Consider the following 19,766-nt stretch of genomic DNA (forward strand, 5'->3'; position numbering starts at 1 on the left):
GATATCCGTGTGTTTACAGATTAATCCTTTTGCGACTTTGGCCATACTTTTTGAACTAAAAATACAACGCACAGCACGATTAAACCTGCAATAAAACCTGTCACTAAATTAATTAAAGTCGGTGTTAATGCACCCACAATACTGCCAACTGTAGGAATATGTTCTGCATAATCTACAGAGCCTTCAATAAAATGGTGTAGCAAAGGCACACCATGGGTAATGATGCCACCACCCACTAAAAACATGGCAATCGTACCCACAATAGTTAATGTCTTCATCAACTTAGGTGCAAATGCTAACAAACCCTGTCCAACGGTCTTTTTAAATTGTGATGCTTGTTGAGTGAGATAAAGCCCTAAGTCATCAATTTTGACAATCATCGCGACAAAACCATAAACACCAACGGTCATTAAAATTGCAATCACTGAAAGCACCATGACCTTGGTCCCAAATGCCGCAGTCGCAACCGTACCCAATGAAATCACCACAATTTCAGCAGATAAAATAAAATCGGTACGGATGGCTCCTTTAACTTTTTCTTTCTCAAAAGTCACCAAATCCGTTTCAATATGAGTCATCTCTTCACGAGCAACTTCTTCTGTTTTGGCTTTTTTATGATGCAAACTATGCAGAACTTTTTCCACACCTTCATAACATAAGAACAAACCACCAATCATCAATAGTGGTGTAATCAGCCAAGGTGCAACCACACTGATCAATAAAGCAGCCGGAACCAAAATTAATTTATTAATAAAAGAACCTTTGGCCACAGACCAAACAACTGGAAGTTCACGATCCGAACGGACACCACTGACTTGTTGCGCATTCAGTGCTAAATCATCTCCAAGGACACCCGCTGTTTTTTTGGCTGCCATCTTACTCATGACAGCAACATCATCCAGCACAGTTGCAATATCATCAAGTAAGATTAATAAGCTACTCGCCATTATTTTTATCCTTTAGGCATTTTTTAATATTCTAATTCTATTTAACGCTAAAATTGTATTTAGTTTTTTAATAATTAACAAAATATTCACCCATTTTTCAGTCAATTGTGCTGTGTCAGTAACAATCAAAAATAGAATGCCGTACAATGGAGACATTCTTTGAAAATCAGCCGTAGCTTTGACTACCACTTTGGAACAGATAATGAGTACTCAAGATAATCGTCCAGTGATTTTGACTGGCGACCGTCCGACTGGACAATTACATTTAGGTCATTTTGTAGGTTCTTTACGTTCACGTGTAGGTTTACAAGATTCGCATCATCAACATCTTCTTTTAGCTGATGCTCAAGCCTTAACTGATAATGCCGATAACTTCGAAAAAGTTCGTCGCAATATTATTGAAGTCGCAACCGATTATCTTGCTGTAGGAATTGACCCAACCAAAACCACGATTTGCGTTCAATCATGCTTACCAGCATTGAATGAATTGACCATGTTATATTTGAACTTTGTGACGGTTTCTCGCTTAGAGCGTAATCCAACCATCAAATCTGAGATTCAAATGCGTGGATTTGAGCGTGACATTCCTGCAGGTTTCTTATGCTACCCAGTGGCTCAAGCTGCCGATATTACAGCGTTTAAAGCATCTGTCGTTCCTGTCGGCGAAGACCAAATTCCAATGATTGAACAAACCAATGAAATTGTTCGTCGTTTAAATCGTCAAATTGGTCGTGACGTACTTCCTGAATGTAAAGCTTTACTCTCTAATGTCGGCCGCTTGCCAGGTTTTGACGGTAAAGCAAAAATGTCTAAATCTTTGGGCAATACTATTGTGCTTGACGCGACTGATAAAGATATCAAGAAAGCTGTTAATGCAATGTATACCGACCCAAATCATTTACGTATTGAAGATCCGGGTCAAGTGGAAGGTAACGTCGTATTTACTTACCTTGATGCATTCGATCCAGATAAAGAAGCTGTTGCAGAATTAAAAGAACACTATCGTCGTGGTGGCTTAGGCGATGGTACTGTGAAAAAGCGTCTTGAGGGTGTGCTAAAAGAGCTGATCGGCCCAATCCGTGAACGCCGTTTAGAATTGCAAAAAGATCCTGATTACATCATGGATATTTTAAAAACTGGTACCGATAGATGCCGTGATATTACCCAACAAACGTTGGATGAGATTAAATCTGGCTTGGGTGTATTTCACTTCTAAATTTAAAAAATTCCGTAAAATTAAGCCTTTCCATTATGAAAGGCTTTTTTACAAGCACTTTTTGTGAAGGTATTCACAAAATCTCCTTAGTTTTAACGTTAGGTAACATCACTTAACGTGAACACCAATGAAATGACTGACCGTTCACTCTATTATCTATTTATGTTTTAGGAATACCTAAATTCATAACATTTCTCCTTTACCGAACCTGTGAAAACAGATTCGTTGTTATACGCAATGAACACCCCAATCATTGCGTATTTTTTTGTCTGAAAATTAGCAATAACCAATATCAAAAAGTCCGCTATAAGCGGACTTTTCAATTAATACATCATTTTAAAAATGAATATAAATTAGTAATGAAATAAACGTTTATCTAATGGTAGTTCAATTCCAATTGACGCTCCACCATCATTACCATTTAAATCCGAGTCACTCACCCAACCATTAATTTTTAAAGGCATATCTGGACGTAAATAATGTGTCCAAGTCAAGTCTAGAGCTTTCAATTCATCTTTTTCAGGAAATGCTGCGTTATTCAAAGCTGCACGCTCTGTTTCAGAAACTTTTGCAAAAAGTACACGACCATTTAGACGGTTTAATGGATCAATACGTATATTCCCACCCACTGAAACCATTTGAGCATCACCACCTAAGGCATGACCAAGTGGATAGCCATGTTGATAGTATCCATCTGTGTAAATAGAGTGATTGTATGAAATGCCTTTGGCATCACCATTAGTTCGAGTATCAACCCATTCAGTATACAGTTGATAAGGCATATTATTTACACTTGAAGAATAATCAACACCTGCAAGATACATGTTTTTTGCCGGTAAACCACCTGCTTCATCCTCACCAATATATTGGCCATAAAGACTAACTGGAACTTGCACAAGTGGTTGTAAATTCAAACGCGCATCAAAACCCGCGACTTGATTTGATGGATCAGCCTTACCTGTTCCACCATTATCTTTATTACCAATAAAGGCATCCCAAAGTGAACTAAAACTTTCGGGACGACCTTCGCCACCCCATTGTATAGAACGTGATGCTCCCAATTCCAAATATGGAGTAGGTTGTGCAGTTAGTCGAAGTCCAATGAGTTTTGCATCTGGGATAGCAGAATAATCATCTAACTGTCCAGCAAAAGCTTGATACTGCCAAGGGCCAATCCATGATAGCCATGGTGTTTCAAAAGCATTCTGTTGTGCACGCTGTGCAGTAACACCGTACACAGGACGACTCGCATCACCACGGATTAAACTACCGTCATGACCAGGCCCCCAATAAGTCGGAATCTGACCTGCAATTAACCATTGGTTCCAAAGCTTCCCGGCAATGTATGAGCCTTCCACATTTACATCTTGATCATTATTAATTTGCTGTTTATCTTCAGCATTTACACGTAAACGACCATCCCAATTTTCACCACCAACGTTGAGTTCAAGTGCACCTTGATATTGCGCTTTTTGATGATCACCAAAATTTTGCGGTAAATTATTTTTATCTGACTCTGCAAACAATTCTGCTTTTAATAATGCATTTTCGGCAGTCAATTTATTTTGAATACTTTGTAATACTTTTTGTTGTGCAGGTGTCATCACTTTTGCAGAAGTTAACGCTCGCTGTATTTCATCACCACTCATTGGCCATGTTGAGGTACTAATTTGAATAACGCCTTGCTGATTCAACCAATTCAAATCTGCGCGTAACTCTTCATTATTTAATACAATCCCCTGAGCAAAAACAGGAACTGATAATCCAAACAGTACAGCAGCATAGAGTGACTTTCTTAAATACATGCTCTTTTTCTCAAGTTTAATTCACAGCCCACCTTAGATTTTTCAACTCATTTATTCAAGGGTGAAACTGTATCTCCTTTTATTTTTTTCATCATTTCGGTAAAGATGTTCAATAAAAATACAAAATAAAAAACCCGCATTAAGCGGGATTTTTATTTCAAAAACTAAATTAGTTTTTATGACGCATATGTGGGAATAAGATCACTTCACGAATACTTGCAGCATTCGCAAATAACATCACCAAACGGTCAATACCAATACCCTCACCCGCTGTAGGAGGTAAGCCGTATTCCAATGCTTCAATGAAGTCTGCATCGTAATGCATTGCTTCATCATCACCTGCATCTTTTTCGGCAACTTGGGCTTGGAAACGTTCAGCTTGGTCAATCGGATCATTTAACTCTGAGAAACCATTTGCCAACTCACGACCACCGATGAAGAATTCAAAACGGTCCGTAATATGTGGATTTTCATCATTACGACGTGCCAATGGTGAAGTTTCCGCTGGGTATTCTGTGATGAATGTCGGTTGACGAAGTTCTGTTTCAACAGTTTCTTCAAATACGATGGTTTGAAGTTTGCCTAAACCAAAACCAGGTTTTACTTGCTCTTTCAGTTCATTTTTAACGAAGTTTGCAAGGAACTCACGATCAGATACATTTTCAGCAGTGAACGTTGGGTTGTGTTCAAGAATCGCATCAAACATCGAAATTTTCTTGAATGGACCTTTGAAGCTATACACTTCATCACCATAAGGCACATCAGTCGAACCTAAGATGTCGATGGCCAATTTTTCAAGCATATTTTCTGTCAAAGCCATCAGGTCTTTGTAGTCTGCATATGCTTGGTAGAATTCAATCATTGTGAATTCTGGATTATGACGTGTTGATACACCCTCGTTACGGAAGTTACGGTTAATTTCGAACACGCGCTCAAAACCACCAACGACCAAACGTTTTAAGTAAAGCTCAGGCGCAATACGTAAAAATAAAGGCATATCTAATGCGTTGTGGTGAGTTTCGAATGGACGCGCAGATGCACCACCCGGAATCACATGCATCATTGGTGTTTCAACTTCCATGAAACGCTCATTGCTCAAATATGAACGAATACCTGACACCACTTTTGCACGAATTTCAAAAGTTTTACGTGTTTCTTCGTTCATGATGAGGTCTAAATAACGCTTACGGTATTTAACTTCAGTATCAGTCAAACCATGGAATTTGTCTGGAAGTGGACGGAGTGATTTGGTTAAAAGCTCAAAATGTTCAATATGAACATAAAGGTCACCTTTACCAGAACGACCAATATAACCTTCAATGGCAATAATATCGCCCAAATCGAGTGCTTTAATTGTTGCAAGAACATCAGCATCCAACTCTTTACGTGGTACATAAAGCTGGATACGACCAGTCATATCTTGGATTACGATGAATGAACCACGGTTCAACATCACACGACCAGCAACTTTTACATAAACCTTTTCGCCTGCTTCAATTTCTTCTTTTGATTTTTCAGCGAATTGATCTTGTAGGTCTTGTGCATAGTGTTCACGCTTAAATGTGTTAGGCCACGGGCTAACACCTGTTTCCTTGGCGTGCTCTTTGATGTGCTCTAACTTGGCATGACGCTGTGCAATTAAATCGTTTTCGGAAATGGCTTGTTCAGAAGTCGATTGAGCGTTATGTTGCGTCATCTCTGTCTCAAATAGTTAAAAAACGGAAGTTGCATAGCATAGCAGATTTCCTTTGAATTGAGCAGTAAGCAATGCGCGCATTTTTTTAATAAGTAGAAATTTATCGAAGTAAGATGTTTTAATCGTTATACCTTCAGGTAGACATAGAACCTACCTTACAGATGTGCAGTAGATAAAAATTAAATACTCAAGCTCGAAAACCTACATTTTAATGATATCAAATGATAATTAAAAGCTTTAAAAAATACTTATAACTATCAATGCATTAAAATATATATCAATAACTTAATTCAACCTTTTAATCTATATTCTTTAAGACTAAAGTCTTTTAAATGCCTATAAATTAGACCAAAAGCTAAATTCTCTTTTTGACAATTCTCTCTACAATGAAGTCATAAAATTGTTGAAAAATAAAATATTCAACACATCCAAAAATGTTTGAAAACAGTGTGTAGAAAAACAATGACTTCCTGCTTATCGAAAATTCTGTTTTTACATGGATTGGATTCTTCCCGTGAATCTACGAAGTTCCATGCCATCAATGCAAAACAAAAATTCTGCATTGAAGTGGACTATCGCAACTTAAATTTTCAAACTGTTGCGGATTTTTACCACGAGAGTATTGAAACCATTAAGCCCGATATCATCGTGGGGCATAGTCTCGGGGCATATTGGGCATTAAAAATGTCGCTGTTTCATCGTATTCCGTGTGTAATTGCCAACCCGAGTCTGCATCCAGACTTTCGCGACGACTACCCTGCAATTAATGAAATGGATTTGGATCACGATATTCCACAAATTGCATATATCGAACGTGGCGATGAAATCTTAGATATGTATGAAGCAGAACAACAACTCGAAGACTATATGCAAGTTCAAGTGATGGATGGCGGACACCATCGTCTACAATGCCCTGAAAATATTAATGATTTAATCCAACATCTCGAATTAAACTATTTAAAAAAATAAATCATAAGATTAATCATAAGTAGCAACGTCTTTTTTATCAGACATAAAAAAGCCCTGTCATAGACAAGGCTTTTTACATTTTAAAACTGACGCTTAGGCAGCATCTGCTTCAGGACGTGTTTTATCATCTAAAACAGACCAAATATTTAGTCCTAAATCTTTATGCAAGTCAGGCAAATCTAAGAAAATGCTTGCGCCTAAAACTTGGTGTTTACATTTTTCAGCCAATTGTTTCACTGCACGAAGCGTACCGCCCGTCGCCAATACGTCATCCACAATAATTACTTTTTGTGATTCTATTTCAGCTGACATTTCAAGACGATCTAAACCGTATTCAAGGCTATAACCAACACCGACAACAGGTGGTGGTAATTTTCCGGCTTTACGTACCAACACCAAACCTTTGCCTGTACGCTGAGCAAGTAAGCTTGCCAAAACAAAACCACGCGCTTCAACTGCAATAAAGCTATCTACTTCTGCCAATTGCTCAGCTGGAATACTTGCAATTAGGGCATCAGTTAACGATTCGATGTTATTCATAAATAACGGCGTAAGGTCAAAGAAACAAATTCCTGGTTTTGGAAAATCTTGGACAGTACGAATGTTAGACCACAATGCCGCAGCAGTAGAATTACTCATAATAGGAGAAAATAAATTAAGGAAGGAATGTGTGAATTTTAACGCGATTTGAGAGAAAAGAACAGCTAACAACTCTCCAAAATGCATATTTAAAATACAGTGAATTCACATAAGCTATTGATTATTAATATTGTATTTATTTAAAAAATATCAAATATATATTTTCCTAATCATAAAATAAAAGATTTTAGAGATTTTTTCTGCAAGACTTTAGTCTATGAAGATAGAAAAAGCGGTATTTAGAACCCAATTCACGGAAATGTATTCGAATACACATATCAATAGGCATAAATATTGTCAGACAATTTTTCCCAGATCTGGGGTTTTGATGATATTTATTGTCCCTCACTGCCATTCTGCTTTTAATTTCACTCATTAAACTCTTAGCCACTTTACTTTATAGTCAGAACTGCGTAAAAATTTAGCATAAGAGTCTACTGTATAAGGTGATTTAACCTTAAGGAATAAACTTATACAGTTATGAAGTATTTACTGACTTAATTTTGTGTCAGTTTTTGGAGAATGGAATGAAAAAGTATCAGTGCATCGTTTGTGGATGGATTTATGACGAAGCAGAAGGCTGGCCACAAGACGGTATCGTGGCAGGAACGAAATGGGAAGATATCCCAGATGATTGGACTTGCCCAGACTGTGGCGTCTCAAAAGTAGATTTTGAAATGGTTGAAATCTAATAAATAGAATCTAAGGCCATCATCGTTATGGTCTTTTTTTTGTCTTTAAAAAATATGAAATGTGTTTGGAGTTGAGTATGCACCCTATTGTCATTATTGGTTCTGGTATGGCGGGATATGCCGTTGCACGTGAATTTCGAAAGTTAAATACTGAACTAGAACTTATTATGATCTGTGCGGATGATGCCATTAACTACGCTAAACCGACATTATCCAATGCGCTCGTTGGTAATAAAACTCCTGAGCAAATCCCTCTAGGGGATGCCGAAAAAATGTCGGCTCAACTCAATATGCAAATCATCAATAAGAGTTGGGTTAAATCCATTGATGCAGCAAAACATGAGCTTACTATTGAAAGCCAAAATGGAACTCAAACACAACTATATTCAAAACTCGTTTTAGCAGTCGGCGCAAATCCAATTCGCTTAGCTATTTCGGGTGATGGCAGTGAAGACATTCACGTCGTCAACAATTTAGATCACTACAAAGCTTTCCGTAAACAGCTTACAGCACGTGAAGATAAACGTGTGGTGATTTTAGGGGCAGGCTTGATTGGCTGTGAATTTGCCAACGACCTCCAAAATACTGGGGCGAAAGTATCGGTGGTCGATTTAGCTCCGCAACCTTTGGGTCGCCTACTGCCGTCTCATGTTGCCGCTAAATTCCAAAGCAATTTAGAAGAAACGGGTATTCAATTCGTTTTAGGTACGACAGTCGACAAAGTGTCACGTATTGAAAATGGTGACTATCAAGTAAGCCTTGCAAATGGTCAAAGCTTAGTGGCAGATGTTGTGTTGTCTGCGATTGGTCTACAGCCTGAGATTAACTTAGCAAAACAAGCCGGCATTCACACCAGTCGTGGCGTATTAACCAATAAAAGCTTAGAAACCAACTTGGCAGATATCTATGCTGTCGGTGACTGTGCTGAAGTCAATGGTACCCTTCTGCCATACGTGATGCCAATCATGCAACAAGCGCGTGCTTTGGCAAAAACCCTCAATGGCGAACATACCGCAGTGCATTATCCTGCCATGCCTGTAGCTGTTAAAACACCTGCTGCACCTTTAACTGTCCTTCCTGCGCCAATTGATGTAGAAACCCAATGGGAAACAGAAGAGCTTGAAGATGGCATGATTGCCCGTGCGATCGATCAAGATGGCGTATTACGTGGATTTGTACTGCTCGGTGCAACTGCTGGGAAGCAACGCTTAACTTTGACTAAGCAGGTTCCGGACTTGATTCCTGCTTCAGTTTAAGGTTTAAATACAAGGACGTCCTGATAATAATAGACGTCCTTTTTAAAGGAAAATAACAATGAATAGTGCCCTTCAGTTTAATATTTCACCTTATGCCTCTTTTATGCATGAAACTCGCGTAGAGTTAGGCAATGGCATTGAACTTCATGTCGAAGTGGGTGGTCATCCTGAAGATCCTACAATCTTATTGATTATGGGACTCGGCGCACAAATGTTGTATTGGCCCGATTTCTTTTGTAAGTCCCTAATAGATCAAGGTTACCGAGTTATTCGCTTTGATAATCGTGATATTGGTCTGTCGAGTAAAATTCGTAACCCAGGCCCACGTCTTAACACCTTTAAACTGATGGGACGTTTTGCCTTAGGTCTAGAGAATCAAGGTGCGCCTTATGATCTATATGATATGGCAGACGATGTTGCACTGTTAATTGATCGTATGGGACTCGATAAAGTCCATATTTTAGGCGCTTCGATGGGCGGCATGATTGCTCAAATCGTGGCGGCACGCTATCCAGATAAAGTGCACAACTTAAGCTTACTTTTTACCAGTAACATCCAACCCTTACTTCCACCGCCATTTCCAAAGCAATTATTTAGTCTAATTGAAAAACCTGAATCTAACGATGAAGATGGCATTATTAACCATAGTCTGAAAGTTTTTAATATTATAGGCTCTCCAGGCTATATTAATCAGCTTGAAGCGATACAAACTGCACGTAAACTCTATAAACGGAGTTATTACCCAGCGGGTGTACTTCAACAGTTTTTAGCAATATTATGTACAGGTTCCCTGCTGCAGTTGGATAAACAAATTCAGCATAAAACCATTGTGGTTCATGGAGCTCGTGACCGTTTGCTGCCGCCAAGCCATGGTAAGGCCGTTGCAAAGGCTATTTCAGGTGCTAAATTTGAATTAATTGATGGAATGGGGCATGATATCCCACCGCATTTTATTCCATATCTTAGCGGTTTGTTTGCTGATCACTTTAAATCATAAATTAGGACACTATGGCTGCATTACCATCCTTAAGACAGCTGTCATATCTAGTAACACTGTCAGAAACGCTACACTTTACTGAAGCTGCGCGTCGTTCTTTTGTCACCCAGTCTACTTTGTCTGGCGGGATCATGGAACTTGAGCGTTTACTAGGTGGCGTATTGGTAGAACGCGACCGTCAAAACGTGCGTTTAACTCCTCTTGGCGAACAAGTTGTCGGACGAGCCCGAGTTCTATTGGCAGATGCGCAAGACCTAATGCGTTTAAGTCGTGAAATGAGCGAACCTCTAACGGGTGATTTACATCTAGGGGTCATTCCTACTATTGCGCCGTTCTTACTTGCGCCATTATTAGAAGAAGTGCATAAGCAATTACCAAAAATTCAATTGCACTTACATGAAGCACAAAGTGAAAAAATTGTTGAGAAACTTGAGCACGGTAATCTAGATGTCGTATTACTTGCTCTTCCTTTCGATACACGTAGCTTGAAAGTTGCAGAAGTAAACAAAGAAAAATTGTTCTTGGTGTACAACAAAGCTGACCAAAATGCAGCTCAAGCGAAATCTTTAGACGACCTAGATTTATCTCGTTTAATGTTGCTTGAAGAAGGCCATTGCTTACGTGATCATGCTTTGAGTGCTTGTCCGATTGGTGAACGTAAAAATGACCATCGTTTAAAAGCAAGCTCATTGCCAACTTTGGTTGAAATGGTTTCCGCAGATTTAGGCTTTACCTTATTGCCTGAAATTGCAGTTCATACCAATATGATCAAAGCCAATGAAGATTTGGCTGTGAAAGAAATTGAAGCCAGTCCTACACGCACATTGGCATTGGTAACACGTAAGAGTACACCGCTTCAAAGTGAATTTGATGTATTGCTTCAAATCTTGCAGAAAATCACTAACAATCTACACTAATTAATCAGTGTAAAAATTAAAGAGAGCCCTGTGCTCTCTTTTTTTATTTGGCGGAAATGAATAATGCAGAAGTAATAATATTGAGATGAGTATAAAATTGAAAATGAAAAAATACAGTATCTAAAAAAAGAAAAGGCTAACCCAAATAGGTAGCCTGATAAGGTAATATATGACTTGATGTATATCTCAATTCATCGCCTCGACAATATCTTCACACTAGCCAGATAAGTAAGAAGATAAATACATCTTAGTAAAATATAACTTTCGTTTAAATCACTAGTTTCAGGTATTTTAGATAAAGTATTTCTGATTCATTTTTCAAAGGGCTTTTTTTATAGTTGTGTTTTGTGCTATAAAATAAACATAGATGAGAAATAAATCACATTATTTTAAATAATCACTAATATTTATGTTTAAAATAACTAATCAATTAGTCAATATTAACTCATCTCAGAAACAGTTCAATTTATCGGTTGTCAAAATACTGCTTTCACATTTCAATTATTATTTTCAATTCGAATCTAAATCTGATGATTATTTAATCAATATTCTAAAGATAAAAACGAAAAAACTATAAATCTTTGCATTCAACATAATGAAAAACACAAAAAACCATACATTAATTAAATTCTATTATATCACAATAACTTAATTATACTTTGATATATAAATCACTACTTCTAGGTATATTTTTCTAATTCACTTTCATGCACATTATGGAAATGCAATTTGATTAAAAATAATAAATGAGCGAAATGTATGATGAGTGAATTTTTATTACCAGTACCCGTTTTGATCATTGATCATCAAGCAATGACTTCAAAAACAGTGCTGTTTAACATCTTAGGAAACCTCGGTTATCCTGAAGATCTCATCACATTTTCAGAAAACTTAGTGGATGCAGAACAACAAATTTTCAATCAATTACCCAATTTAATTTTTTTAGTGATCACTCAGCAGTCCGATATCTCTTTCATCCATAAAATCAAAAAGATCTATCCTTCGAGTAATCTCATCATTTTAGTCAATGAACAATCTACAGATTTAACCTTACATGCCATTCAGTTAGGTGCAACCGCCTATATGTTGATTCAACAACCGATGGAAGACACCTACAACCAACTGAAAACAATTTTAAGAGGTGGCGCTGCATTGCATCCAAGTTTTGCTAAATTTTTATTGAGTGAAACTTTTAGTCCGCAAAATGCAGCACCTAAACAGCTCAGTCTGAATCCAGCTGAATACCAAATTTTAGATATGGTCAGCCATAGCGCGACTCAAGAGCAGATGGTCCGTGAGTTAAAACTTTCAACTTATCAAATTGATGGTTTTGTTAAAAATATCTACCGAAAAATTTGTAGCTACAGCTAAATTTAGCTGAGATGAAGGATTTAAAAACAATCTATAAAATTTAAAAAAATAAAGGGAGCAGATGCTCCCTTTTACTTTGTTCAACACATTTATTTAAATGCGTCTAAAAGCACATGCTGTGAATTATGTGCTTCCTCACCCTCTTGAACATGCGTACGAATCCAACGCCCATCACTTTGGAGCAACCAAGCTTGCTGATTATCTTTTAAGTAATTCACTAAACCTAATTGATAAATACGCTTTTTCAAGGCTGGATCTTCAATTGGGAAACAGGCTTCCACGCGATTAAATAAATTACGATCCATCCAGTCTGCACTTGAACAGAAAATACGTGAATCACCATTATTACTGAAATAATACACTCGAGTATGCTCTAAAAAACGCCCAACAATAGAGCGCACGCGAATATTTTCAGACAGCCCCGGTAAACCTGGACGCAAACAACAAATAGAACGAATAATTAAATCAATCTGTACACCTGCTTGTGACGCTTCGTACAGTTTATTGATCAACTGAACTTCTGTTAATGCATTAACCTTGACTATAATTTGCGCAGACTTGCCCGCTTTAGCATTAGTAATTTCATTATCAATATAATTGATGAGTTGAGTATGTAAGGTAAATGGTGCATGCAGCAGTTTTTTTAGCTTCGCCATTTTACCCATACCGGTCAATTCTTGGAAAATACGATGTACATCTTCACAGAGTTCTTTATCTGTAGTTAATAGACCATAATCCGTGTAGATACGCGCATTTCCTGCATGATAGTTGCCCGTACCTAAATGCACATATCGCACCAATTTATTGTTTTCGCGGCGTACCACCAAAATCATTTTGGCATGAGTTTTATAGCCCACGATGCCATACACGACAACTGCGCCTGCTTCTTGTAATACATTAGCCACAGCAATGTTTGATTCTTCATCAAATCGTGCTCGAAGCTCAATTACAGCGGTGACCTCTTTACCATTACGTGCTGCTTCCGCTAAAACTTGCACAATCTCCGAATCTGCGCCACTTCGATAAAGCGTTTGTTTAATGGCCAAAACTTGTGGATCACGTGCAGCTTCACGCAGTAAATTAATTACCGGTGCGAATGATTCAAAGGGATGGTGCAGCAAAATATCTTGCTTTTGCATCGCACTAAAAATGTTTTCAGATTTTTTGAGTACTTTCGGTATAACAGGAATATGCGCGTCATAACGTAGATGTGGACGTTTAAAGTTTGACAGTAAACGTGCAAGGTTAACTGGTCCATCTACTTTATAGAGTTGCTCTTCTTCTAAATCGAACTCATCAAGCAAATATTCATAAATATGCTGCGGACAATTTTCTGTCACTTCCAAGCGAACGGCGCGACCAAAACGACGTGAATTCAACTCACCTTTGAGGGCTTTAGCCAAATCTTCAACATCTTCATTTAAAGCCAAATCGGCATTACGCGTCACGCGGAATTGGTAGCAACCCGTCGCCGTCATGCCGGGGAACAAATCAGAGACATGTTCATGAATAATTGCCGATAGCATCACATGATGCTCTTTGCCACCGGTTAACTCATCAGGGAGTCGAACGACACGTGGCAGCGAACGTGGTGCAGGTACAACAGCTAAGTCAATCTGACGACCAAACGCATCCTTCCCTTCTAAAGTCACAATAAAGTTCAGCGACTTATTCACCAAGCGAGGGAATGGATGTGCAGGATCTAAACTAATTGGGGTTAAAACTGGTGCAACTTGTTCTTGGAAATACTTTTTTACCCAAGCCGATTGTGCAGGCGTTAATTCCCCACGGCGTAAGAAGCAAATATCTTCTTCACGCAGTTTGGGTAAAATTTCTTGATTTAAAATACGATACTGGCGCTCAATTGCCGCATGCGCTGTCGCAGAAATTTCATCTAATACTTGTTTTGGTGTTAAGCCATCTGGACTGCGGCTTTCATTACCTAAGTCTAGCTGTTCCATCATTCCCGCAACACGAATTTCAAAAAATTCGTCTAAGTTACGTGAAAAGATCAGCAAGAAATTCATGCGTTCAAGTAATGGATGTATCGGATCAACCGCTTGTTCGAGCACACGCAGATGAAAGTCGAGAATCGATAACTCTCGATTAATATAACGATCATTATAAGTATATTCAGTAGGTACTTGCGCGACTTCAGCTGCGGTATTCATTTCAAACCCATATTAAAAAATGTGTGCTGTACTCAGTTTAGTATGCTTCAAATTTGTGACAATTTCATAAAAAAAGCCCATTAATATGAGCTTTTTATTGTAATTCAAATCGCTGCCATGCCATTTGACGAGTGTTTAGATCGTTTTTAATCTGGGATATGGCTATAACGCATATATTTTTGGATCATGCGCTTACGATAATTTAGCTTACGATCTTGTCGATTTTCATCATAATATTTTGGATTGGGTAAAATAGCCGCAATAAATGCCGCTTGTTCTCGACTCAAACTCCGTGAACTTTTACCAAAATAGTGCTGTGTTGCAGCTTCTACGCCGTAAATGTTGTCCCCAAACTCAACCGAGTTGAGATATACCTCTAAAATGCGCTGCTTCGTCCACATGCGTTCCATCATCCATGTTGCAACGGCTTCCTGCCCTTTTCGAATAAATGAACGCTTATTATATAAAAATAAGTTTTTTGCCAATTGCTGAGAAATGGTAGACCCACCTGCGACTACTTTGCCTTTATCTTTATTGCGTTCTAAGGCATTTTGCATGCCTTCCCAATCAAAACCTTTGTGTTGTAAAAACTTGCCATCTTCCGCGGCAACAACAGCATGTTTGACATAATCACTGATTTGGTCGTAATCACGCCATTCGTGTTTAATCGGTTTTGATGGCTCAGACCAATAATCTAAACGCATCATCATCGTGGATTCCACAGGATGCGTACGCCACCACACTAGACTACCAAAGATCCAAAGCTGCACCAAAAGCACAAGACTGACAAGAATTAACAATGTACGAACAATAAAGGCTTTCATGTCAGTGTGTTACTCCAGAAATTCTGTTTTTTCATGTTAAGCTTATTTTTAAATATTTTGACACAGTACAAGAATAGCATGTCTGAACTCAGCCCTCCTGCTGTATCAACCCGTAAGCTGCAAATCCAACTGTGGTGGATCACGGCACTCTTAATTACCATCAATGTTGGACTCTTTGGCTGGCAAGTGTTGCATGGAATGAACGTTAGCCAACCCGACACACTGGATGCTTTGCGTTGGGGTGCTGATTATGCACCTTTAACCTTTTTAGAGGAACCCATCCGCTTATTCAGCAGTATGTTTTTTCATTTTGGCCTGATTCACCTGATGTTGAATATGTGGGCTTTGTATATTTTTGGCAGTGTTGCCGAGCAAATGTTAGGTCGTTTCTACTTCCTCGGCCTGTATGTTTTAGCCGGACTGATGGGAAGTTTATTGAGTGGGTATTTAACCATTCAGGACAGCTATGCATTATTGGCCGAAGGTGCAGCCAATCAGCAACTTTTTCCGAGTATTTGTGCAGGCGCATCGGGTGCAGTGATGGGTCTCGGTGCAGCGCTGACGATTATTTCGCTGCTTCCGATGTTACCTAAACAACAATTTTATCTGGATAAAAAAACCTTATTGATGGTGATGGGCATTAACCTCGCGATGGGCTTTATGATTAGTGGAATTAATAATGCCGCGCATATTGGCGGCATGTTGATGGGCGCTGCATTGGCTTTCATTTGGTATGTGGGACAAAAATTACATCAATCCCTGCTCATTCAAATGATCGGTCTAATAGTCGCAACTGTCGGATGCTATCTGTTTTATCTACATTGCCAACAATTAATCCAACCGATTTTACCGCTTTGGGAACACTTTATCCTACTGATGAAGCAATCGCTCACAGCACGTTAAACAGTGGAATGAACCCTGTGGCTATCAACACAGACATGTTGCAAACACGTCAAATCATGTCTAAACCTGGACTGCGCACTGGGTTCCTGCTCCACTCTTAACTTGCTCGGCTGTTAACCATCTCCCCTCTTAACCATTTAGTTCACGTAAGCTTTCTAAGGGTGGGATGTCGCAAAGATAACTTAAGCGATAACGTCCGATCAATGTACAGACTAAGGTCATTACCAGTGGGAGGATCAACCAAATCTCTGCATGTAGCTGGATGGTCAGTTCCATTTTATAACTGACAATCGCACTGATCACTTCAGCAAAAATACATGCCACAACACCCGAAATTAGCCCCATCAAACCAACTTCCAAACTGAGCATCGACTTTAACTTTTGCTTGGAACTGCCGAAGGAACGCAGTAATGCCACTTCTTTTTTGCGTTCATCCATAAATAAATTCAAACATGCAACCAAGACCAAAATGCCTGAAATACTCACCAACAGCGCCAAGATGGTAATAATTTGAACCAATACGCTGACTATACGTTTGATCTCATCCAAAATCAGACTGACATCAATAAATACGGTATTCGAAAACTGTTGAATTAGGCCAATTAACTGATTTTTATCTTGCGGTGGAACATAGAAACTCCCCAAATAGCTGCCAGCATTTTCATCCATGGTTTTGGGAGAAAAAATAAAGAAAAAGTTTGGGCTAAAGCTTTCCCACTCCACACTGCGAAGGTTGATCACCTTGGCTTGCAAAATCCCTTCAGGAAGGCTAAAACTCAGTCGATCTCCAATTTGAATACCCAGCTCTTGTGCGGTTTTCACCTCTACCGATACTTCATTGACCTGTTGAAACTGCTGACTACCCGCGATGATTTGATTATCTTTTGGAAAAGTTGCAGCCTGTGTGAGATTCAATTCACGGCGTAATGAATTATTGCTTTTAATTAAGGCATCCGAAAAAGGGAGATCATTTTTGGCAACTAATCGTCCACGAATATTCGGGTACATCGGCGTCCCTTGCCAACCATGCTGCTTGAGTTGTTGATTAAAATCCTGCAACTCAAATGGCGGTAATCCATAGACAAATTGGTTAGGTGTCCCTTGTGGTAATTGTTGTTGCCAACGTTCCAGTAAATCTGTACGCAATACCGCTAAAACCGTAATCAGACTTAGACCCAATGCTAATGCGGTAATTTGAAATGCTGTTTGATACGGTGTGCGTATATACGCTGAGATTTTCGTCCCCCAACTTTTCAAAGCCTTTAAACTGAGCCAGACCTTCATATATAGGCCAACACACAGGAAGATAATGGCGCAAATCAGCCACAGGGTGAGTTGTAAATTTTCAGTTAAAACCACACAAAATACCACCAAACTGAGTGTTCCAAAACTGAGCATCCAAAGCATGGAACGTACAGAACGCTCTTGTTGTCGTATCACCCGTGCTGGCGGCGTCCCTAATAATTGCCAAAGACTCGGAAGAACAAATCCTAATAGCACAATCGCACTGGTGAATATTGCAATTGGAAGTGGGCCAAGCAGCATAGACAGGGCTGAAAACTCTAATTGTAAATTTGGAATCAGCTGTAGCATCAGTTGCAATAAGCCATAACCCAATCCCAGACCAATCAAACTTCCAAACAGGATTGAAAGCCCGAGTACTACCAACAGTAAAGCCAGATAAGCACTTAATATTTGCTGTTTGGTCGATCCAATACAGCGCATCAGTGCAATGGCATCCTGATTTTGTTGGACATAACGCTGGCTGGTTAATGCGATGGCGATGCCACAAAGTAAAATGGTTAAAATATTGGCCACCTGTAAAAACGTTTCTAGGTTGGCAATCGGCTTCATCAAGCGGGTATTGCCTTCACTGGCATTTCTCAGTTTTAAACTGCTTTGAGCTGCATCCTGAACCTGCGCATGATCTGAATTAGCAGCACCACTTTCGCTTTGATCACCAAATTTCTGCTTATACAGTTTTTCAAAGCGCTGGGTATTTTGTGCATCTCCTGCCATTAACAGGCGATATTCAATCCGACTCCCGACTTGGATGGCATTGGTTCTCGCCACCTCAGACTGCGCAATCACAACTGTCGGTGAAAAACCACTGAAACCGAGTTCCTGATTGGTGTCATGGATGATTTTGGCACTGACTTGAAAAGCAGCATCAGCAATATTGATCTGATCTCCAACCTTAACACCCAACAAATCCATGGCACGCGGACTTAACCAGACCTCACCTGCTTGTATAGAACGGTTTAGTTTCGGTTCTGTTTCGAGTTCACCTCGTAATGGAAATGCAGCATCAACGGCTTTGACATTGACCATGACAAATTGCTGATCAGTGTGCGCCATGCTGCTAAATAGCGTGACATTCGATTGTTTTAATTGCTGTGCTTTGGCTTGTTGTCGCCACTCTTGTGGAATTGGTTCATTGGCTGTCAGCACCAAGTCTGCTGCCAACATTTCAGCAGCTTGTAGCGCTACTGCATTTTGAATTTGTACATTACTAAACTTTAAAGCCGTGGTGGCACTGATCGCCAAGGTCAGTGCGATCAATAATAAATACACACCCGTGGTTTTAAAACTCAGCTGTAAGAGTGGTCGAAACAATGCCAAAAGATTCATGCAGCATCTCCTGTTCGATGCTCAATCAATTGACCATTGACCAATTCAAAGTGGCGCTGACACTGACGGGCCAAATCGGCATCATGCGTCACCAATACCAAAGTGGTTCCCATTTCACGATTTAACTGAAATAACAGTTGTTCAATTTCCTGTGCCGTTGCACTGTCTAAATTACCTGTCGGTTCATCTGCAAAGATCAGATCGGGTTCACTCACCAAAGCACGGGCAATCGCAACTCGTTGCTGCTCACCACCGGATAAAACTTTAGGGGCTTGATGCGCTTGGCGTTCTAGTCCGACCTTTGCTAACAGTTTTAATGCTTTTTCTTCGGCAGCTTTGACCTGAAAATTTGCTTGTAACCGTAGCGGCAGCATGACATTTTCCAGTGCCGTTAAATGCGGCAACAACTGGAAAGACTGAAAGACAAAACCAATATGGGCCAAACGGACTTGAGCACGCTGTTCTTCATTTAATAGATGAATGTCCTGACCACAGACCCGTAACTGTCCAGAACTGGCCTGATCTAAGGTCGCCAAAATCCCCAACAAGGTGGATTTACCTGAACCAGAGCGACCAGTGATCGCAACTTGTTCCCCGGCAAAGATTTCAAAATCGAGTTGTCCAAAGATCGATAACTGTTTTTGTGGAAGTTGTATCTTTTGTGTCAATTGCTGTGCAGAAATAATCGCCTGTGGCATGATGTCAACATCTGTCGTGAGTTGGGTCATATCT

The 19,766-nt window shown here is 39.4% G+C and carries 16 protein-coding genes; 8 read left to right on the top strand and 8 right to left on the bottom strand.

The features are described 5' to 3' along the window. Positions 1 to 20 precede the first annotated feature (20 nt). Complete coding sequence (locus B1201_RS07715; protein WP_078193009.1) at positions 21 to 947, bottom strand: DUF808 domain-containing protein; 927 nt, start codon at positions 945 to 947, stop codon at positions 21 to 23. A gap of 202 nt (positions 948 to 1,149) precedes the next feature. Between B1201_RS07715 and trpS the strand changes: the two genes are divergently transcribed. Beyond that, entirely contained in the window at positions 1,150 to 2,163 is a 1,014-nt protein-coding gene (gene trpS, locus B1201_RS07720) for a tryptophan--tRNA ligase (RefSeq protein WP_078193010.1), read from the top strand. A 353-nt stretch (positions 2,164 to 2,516) separates the two neighbouring features. Here trpS and B1201_RS07725 read toward each other — a convergent pair whose 3' ends face one another. Then, positions 2,517 to 3,968, bottom strand: coding sequence for a capsule assembly Wzi family protein (locus B1201_RS07725; RefSeq protein WP_078193011.1), 1,452 nt, complete (start codon positions 3,966 to 3,968; stop codon positions 2,517 to 2,519). Between the two features lie 169 nt (positions 3,969 to 4,137). Next, on the bottom strand, positions 4,138 to 5,664 hold the full coding sequence (gene lysS, locus B1201_RS07730; protein ID WP_078193012.1) for a lysine--tRNA ligase: 1,527 nt from the start codon (positions 5,662 to 5,664) through the stop codon (positions 4,138 to 4,140). Between the two features lie 462 nt (positions 5,665 to 6,126). On the opposite strand from lysS, the gene B1201_RS07735 reads away from it, so the two are divergent. Then, positions 6,127 to 6,633 (top strand): YqiA/YcfP family alpha/beta fold hydrolase, encoded by a 507-nt coding sequence (locus B1201_RS07735; RefSeq protein WP_078193013.1) that lies wholly within the window; start codon positions 6,127 to 6,129, stop codon positions 6,631 to 6,633. A 93-nt stretch (positions 6,634 to 6,726) separates the two neighbouring features. On the opposite strand, the gene B1201_RS07740 is transcribed toward B1201_RS07735, so the two are convergent. Further along, positions 6,727 to 7,272, bottom strand: coding sequence for an adenine phosphoribosyltransferase (locus B1201_RS07740; protein ID WP_078189930.1), 546 nt, complete (start codon positions 7,270 to 7,272; stop codon positions 6,727 to 6,729). A 527-nt stretch (positions 7,273 to 7,799) separates the two neighbouring features. Between B1201_RS07740 and rubA the strand changes: the two genes are divergently transcribed. From rubA to B1201_RS07765, 5 genes are all read left to right on the top strand, one after another. Beyond that, entirely contained in the window at positions 7,800 to 7,964 is a 165-nt protein-coding gene (gene rubA, locus B1201_RS07745; RefSeq protein WP_005179369.1) for a rubredoxin RubA, read from the top strand. Between the two features lie 77 nt (positions 7,965 to 8,041). Then, positions 8,042 to 9,220 carry an NAD(P)/FAD-dependent oxidoreductase gene (locus B1201_RS07750; protein WP_078193014.1) on the top strand — a complete coding sequence of 393 codons (1,179 nt, stop codon included), beginning with the start codon at positions 8,042 to 8,044 and terminating at the stop codon, positions 9,218 to 9,220. A gap of 58 nt (positions 9,221 to 9,278) precedes the next feature. Continuing rightward, positions 9,279 to 10,217, top strand: coding sequence for an esterase EstB (gene estB, locus B1201_RS07755; RefSeq protein ID WP_078193015.1), 939 nt, complete (start codon positions 9,279 to 9,281; stop codon positions 10,215 to 10,217). Positions 10,218 to 10,228: 11 nt separating this feature from the next. Continuing rightward, complete coding sequence (gene oxyR, locus B1201_RS07760; RefSeq protein ID WP_078193016.1) at positions 10,229 to 11,134, top strand: LysR family transcriptional regulator OxyR; 906 nt, start codon at positions 10,229 to 10,231, stop codon at positions 11,132 to 11,134. Between the two features lie 759 nt (positions 11,135 to 11,893). Next, positions 11,894 to 12,505: a response regulator transcription factor gene (locus tag B1201_RS07765; protein ID WP_078193017.1), complete on the top strand. Its 612-nt coding sequence runs from the start codon at positions 11,894 to 11,896 to the stop codon at positions 12,503 to 12,505. 89 nt (positions 12,506 to 12,594) lie between these two features. Here the strand turns inward: B1201_RS07765 and ppk1 are convergent, their stop codons facing one another. Then, positions 12,595 to 14,676: a polyphosphate kinase 1 gene (ppk1, locus tag B1201_RS07770; RefSeq protein WP_078193018.1), complete on the bottom strand. Its 2,082-nt coding sequence runs from the start codon at positions 14,674 to 14,676 to the stop codon at positions 12,595 to 12,597. 146 nt (positions 14,677 to 14,822) lie between these two features. Then, a complete protein-coding gene (gene mtgA / locus B1201_RS07775) occupies positions 14,823 to 15,500 on the bottom strand; it encodes a monofunctional biosynthetic peptidoglycan transglycosylase (protein WP_078193019.1) in 678 nt (225 codons plus the stop codon). Positions 15,501 to 15,578: 78 nt separating this feature from the next. Here mtgA and B1201_RS07780 point away from each other — a divergent pair, with 78 nt between their 5' ends. Next, complete coding sequence (locus B1201_RS07780; protein ID WP_078193299.1) at positions 15,579 to 16,403, top strand: rhomboid family intramembrane serine protease; 825 nt, start codon at positions 15,579 to 15,581, stop codon at positions 16,401 to 16,403. Between the two features lie 129 nt (positions 16,404 to 16,532). On the opposite strand, the gene B1201_RS07785 is transcribed toward B1201_RS07780, so the two are convergent. After that, positions 16,533 to 19,034 (bottom strand): ABC transporter permease, encoded by a 2,502-nt coding sequence (locus B1201_RS07785; RefSeq protein WP_078193020.1) that lies wholly within the window; start codon positions 19,032 to 19,034, stop codon positions 16,533 to 16,535. Then, positions 19,031 to 19,762, bottom strand: coding sequence for an ABC transporter ATP-binding protein (locus B1201_RS07790; RefSeq protein WP_078193021.1), 732 nt, complete (start codon positions 19,760 to 19,762; stop codon positions 19,031 to 19,033). The genes B1201_RS07785 and B1201_RS07790 overlap by 4 nt, the downstream gene beginning before the upstream one ends. Positions 19,763 to 19,766: the final 4 nt, after the last annotated feature.

Origin of the sequence: Acinetobacter sp. ANC 5600, from assembly GCF_002018395.1 — a bacterium.
GTDB classification, from domain to species: domain Bacteria; phylum Pseudomonadota; class Gammaproteobacteria; order Pseudomonadales; family Moraxellaceae; genus Acinetobacter; species Acinetobacter amyesii.

What these genes read in the sequence shown, in the direction of transcription:
- B1201_RS07715 (WP_078193009.1), bottom strand. Translation starts at nt 947, where the DNA reads ATGGCGAGTAGCTTATTAATCTTACTTGATGATATTGCAACTGTGCTG.
- trpS (WP_078193010.1), top strand. Translation starts at nt 1,150, where the DNA reads ATGAGTACTCAAGATAATCGTCCAGTGATTTTGACTGGCGACCGTCCG.
- B1201_RS07725 (WP_078193011.1), bottom strand. Translation starts at nt 3,968, where the DNA reads ATGTATTTAAGAAAGTCACTCTATGCTGCTGTACTGTTTGGATTATCA.
- lysS (WP_078193012.1), bottom strand. Translation starts at nt 5,664, where the DNA reads ATGACGCAACATAACGCTCAATCGACTTCTGAACAAGCCATTTCCGAA.
- B1201_RS07735 (WP_078193013.1), top strand. Translation starts at nt 6,127, where the DNA reads ATGACTTCCTGCTTATCGAAAATTCTGTTTTTACATGGATTGGATTCT.
- B1201_RS07740 (WP_078189930.1), bottom strand. Translation starts at nt 7,272, where the DNA reads ATGAGTAATTCTACTGCTGCGGCATTGTGGTCTAACATTCGTACTGTC.
- rubA (WP_005179369.1), top strand. Translation starts at nt 7,800, where the DNA reads ATGAAAAAGTATCAGTGCATCGTTTGTGGATGGATTTATGACGAAGCA.
- B1201_RS07750 (WP_078193014.1), top strand. Translation starts at nt 8,042, where the DNA reads ATGCACCCTATTGTCATTATTGGTTCTGGTATGGCGGGATATGCCGTT.
- estB (WP_078193015.1), top strand. Translation starts at nt 9,279, where the DNA reads ATGAATAGTGCCCTTCAGTTTAATATTTCACCTTATGCCTCTTTTATG.
- oxyR (WP_078193016.1), top strand. Translation starts at nt 10,229, where the DNA reads ATGGCTGCATTACCATCCTTAAGACAGCTGTCATATCTAGTAACACTG.
- B1201_RS07765 (WP_078193017.1), top strand. Translation starts at nt 11,894, where the DNA reads ATGATGAGTGAATTTTTATTACCAGTACCCGTTTTGATCATTGATCAT.
- ppk1 (WP_078193018.1), bottom strand. Translation starts at nt 14,676, where the DNA reads ATGAATACCGCAGCTGAAGTCGCGCAAGTACCTACTGAATATACTTAT.
- mtgA (WP_078193019.1), bottom strand. Translation starts at nt 15,500, where the DNA reads ATGAAAGCCTTTATTGTTCGTACATTGTTAATTCTTGTCAGTCTTGTG.
- B1201_RS07780 (WP_078193299.1), top strand. Translation starts at nt 15,579, where the DNA reads ATGTCTGAACTCAGCCCTCCTGCTGTATCAACCCGTAAGCTGCAAATC.
- B1201_RS07785 (WP_078193020.1), bottom strand. Translation starts at nt 19,034, where the DNA reads ATGAATCTTTTGGCATTGTTTCGACCACTCTTACAGCTGAGTTTTAAA.
- B1201_RS07790 (WP_078193021.1), bottom strand. Translation starts at nt 19,762, where the DNA reads ATGACCCAACTCACGACAGATGTTGACATCATGCCACAGGCGATTATT.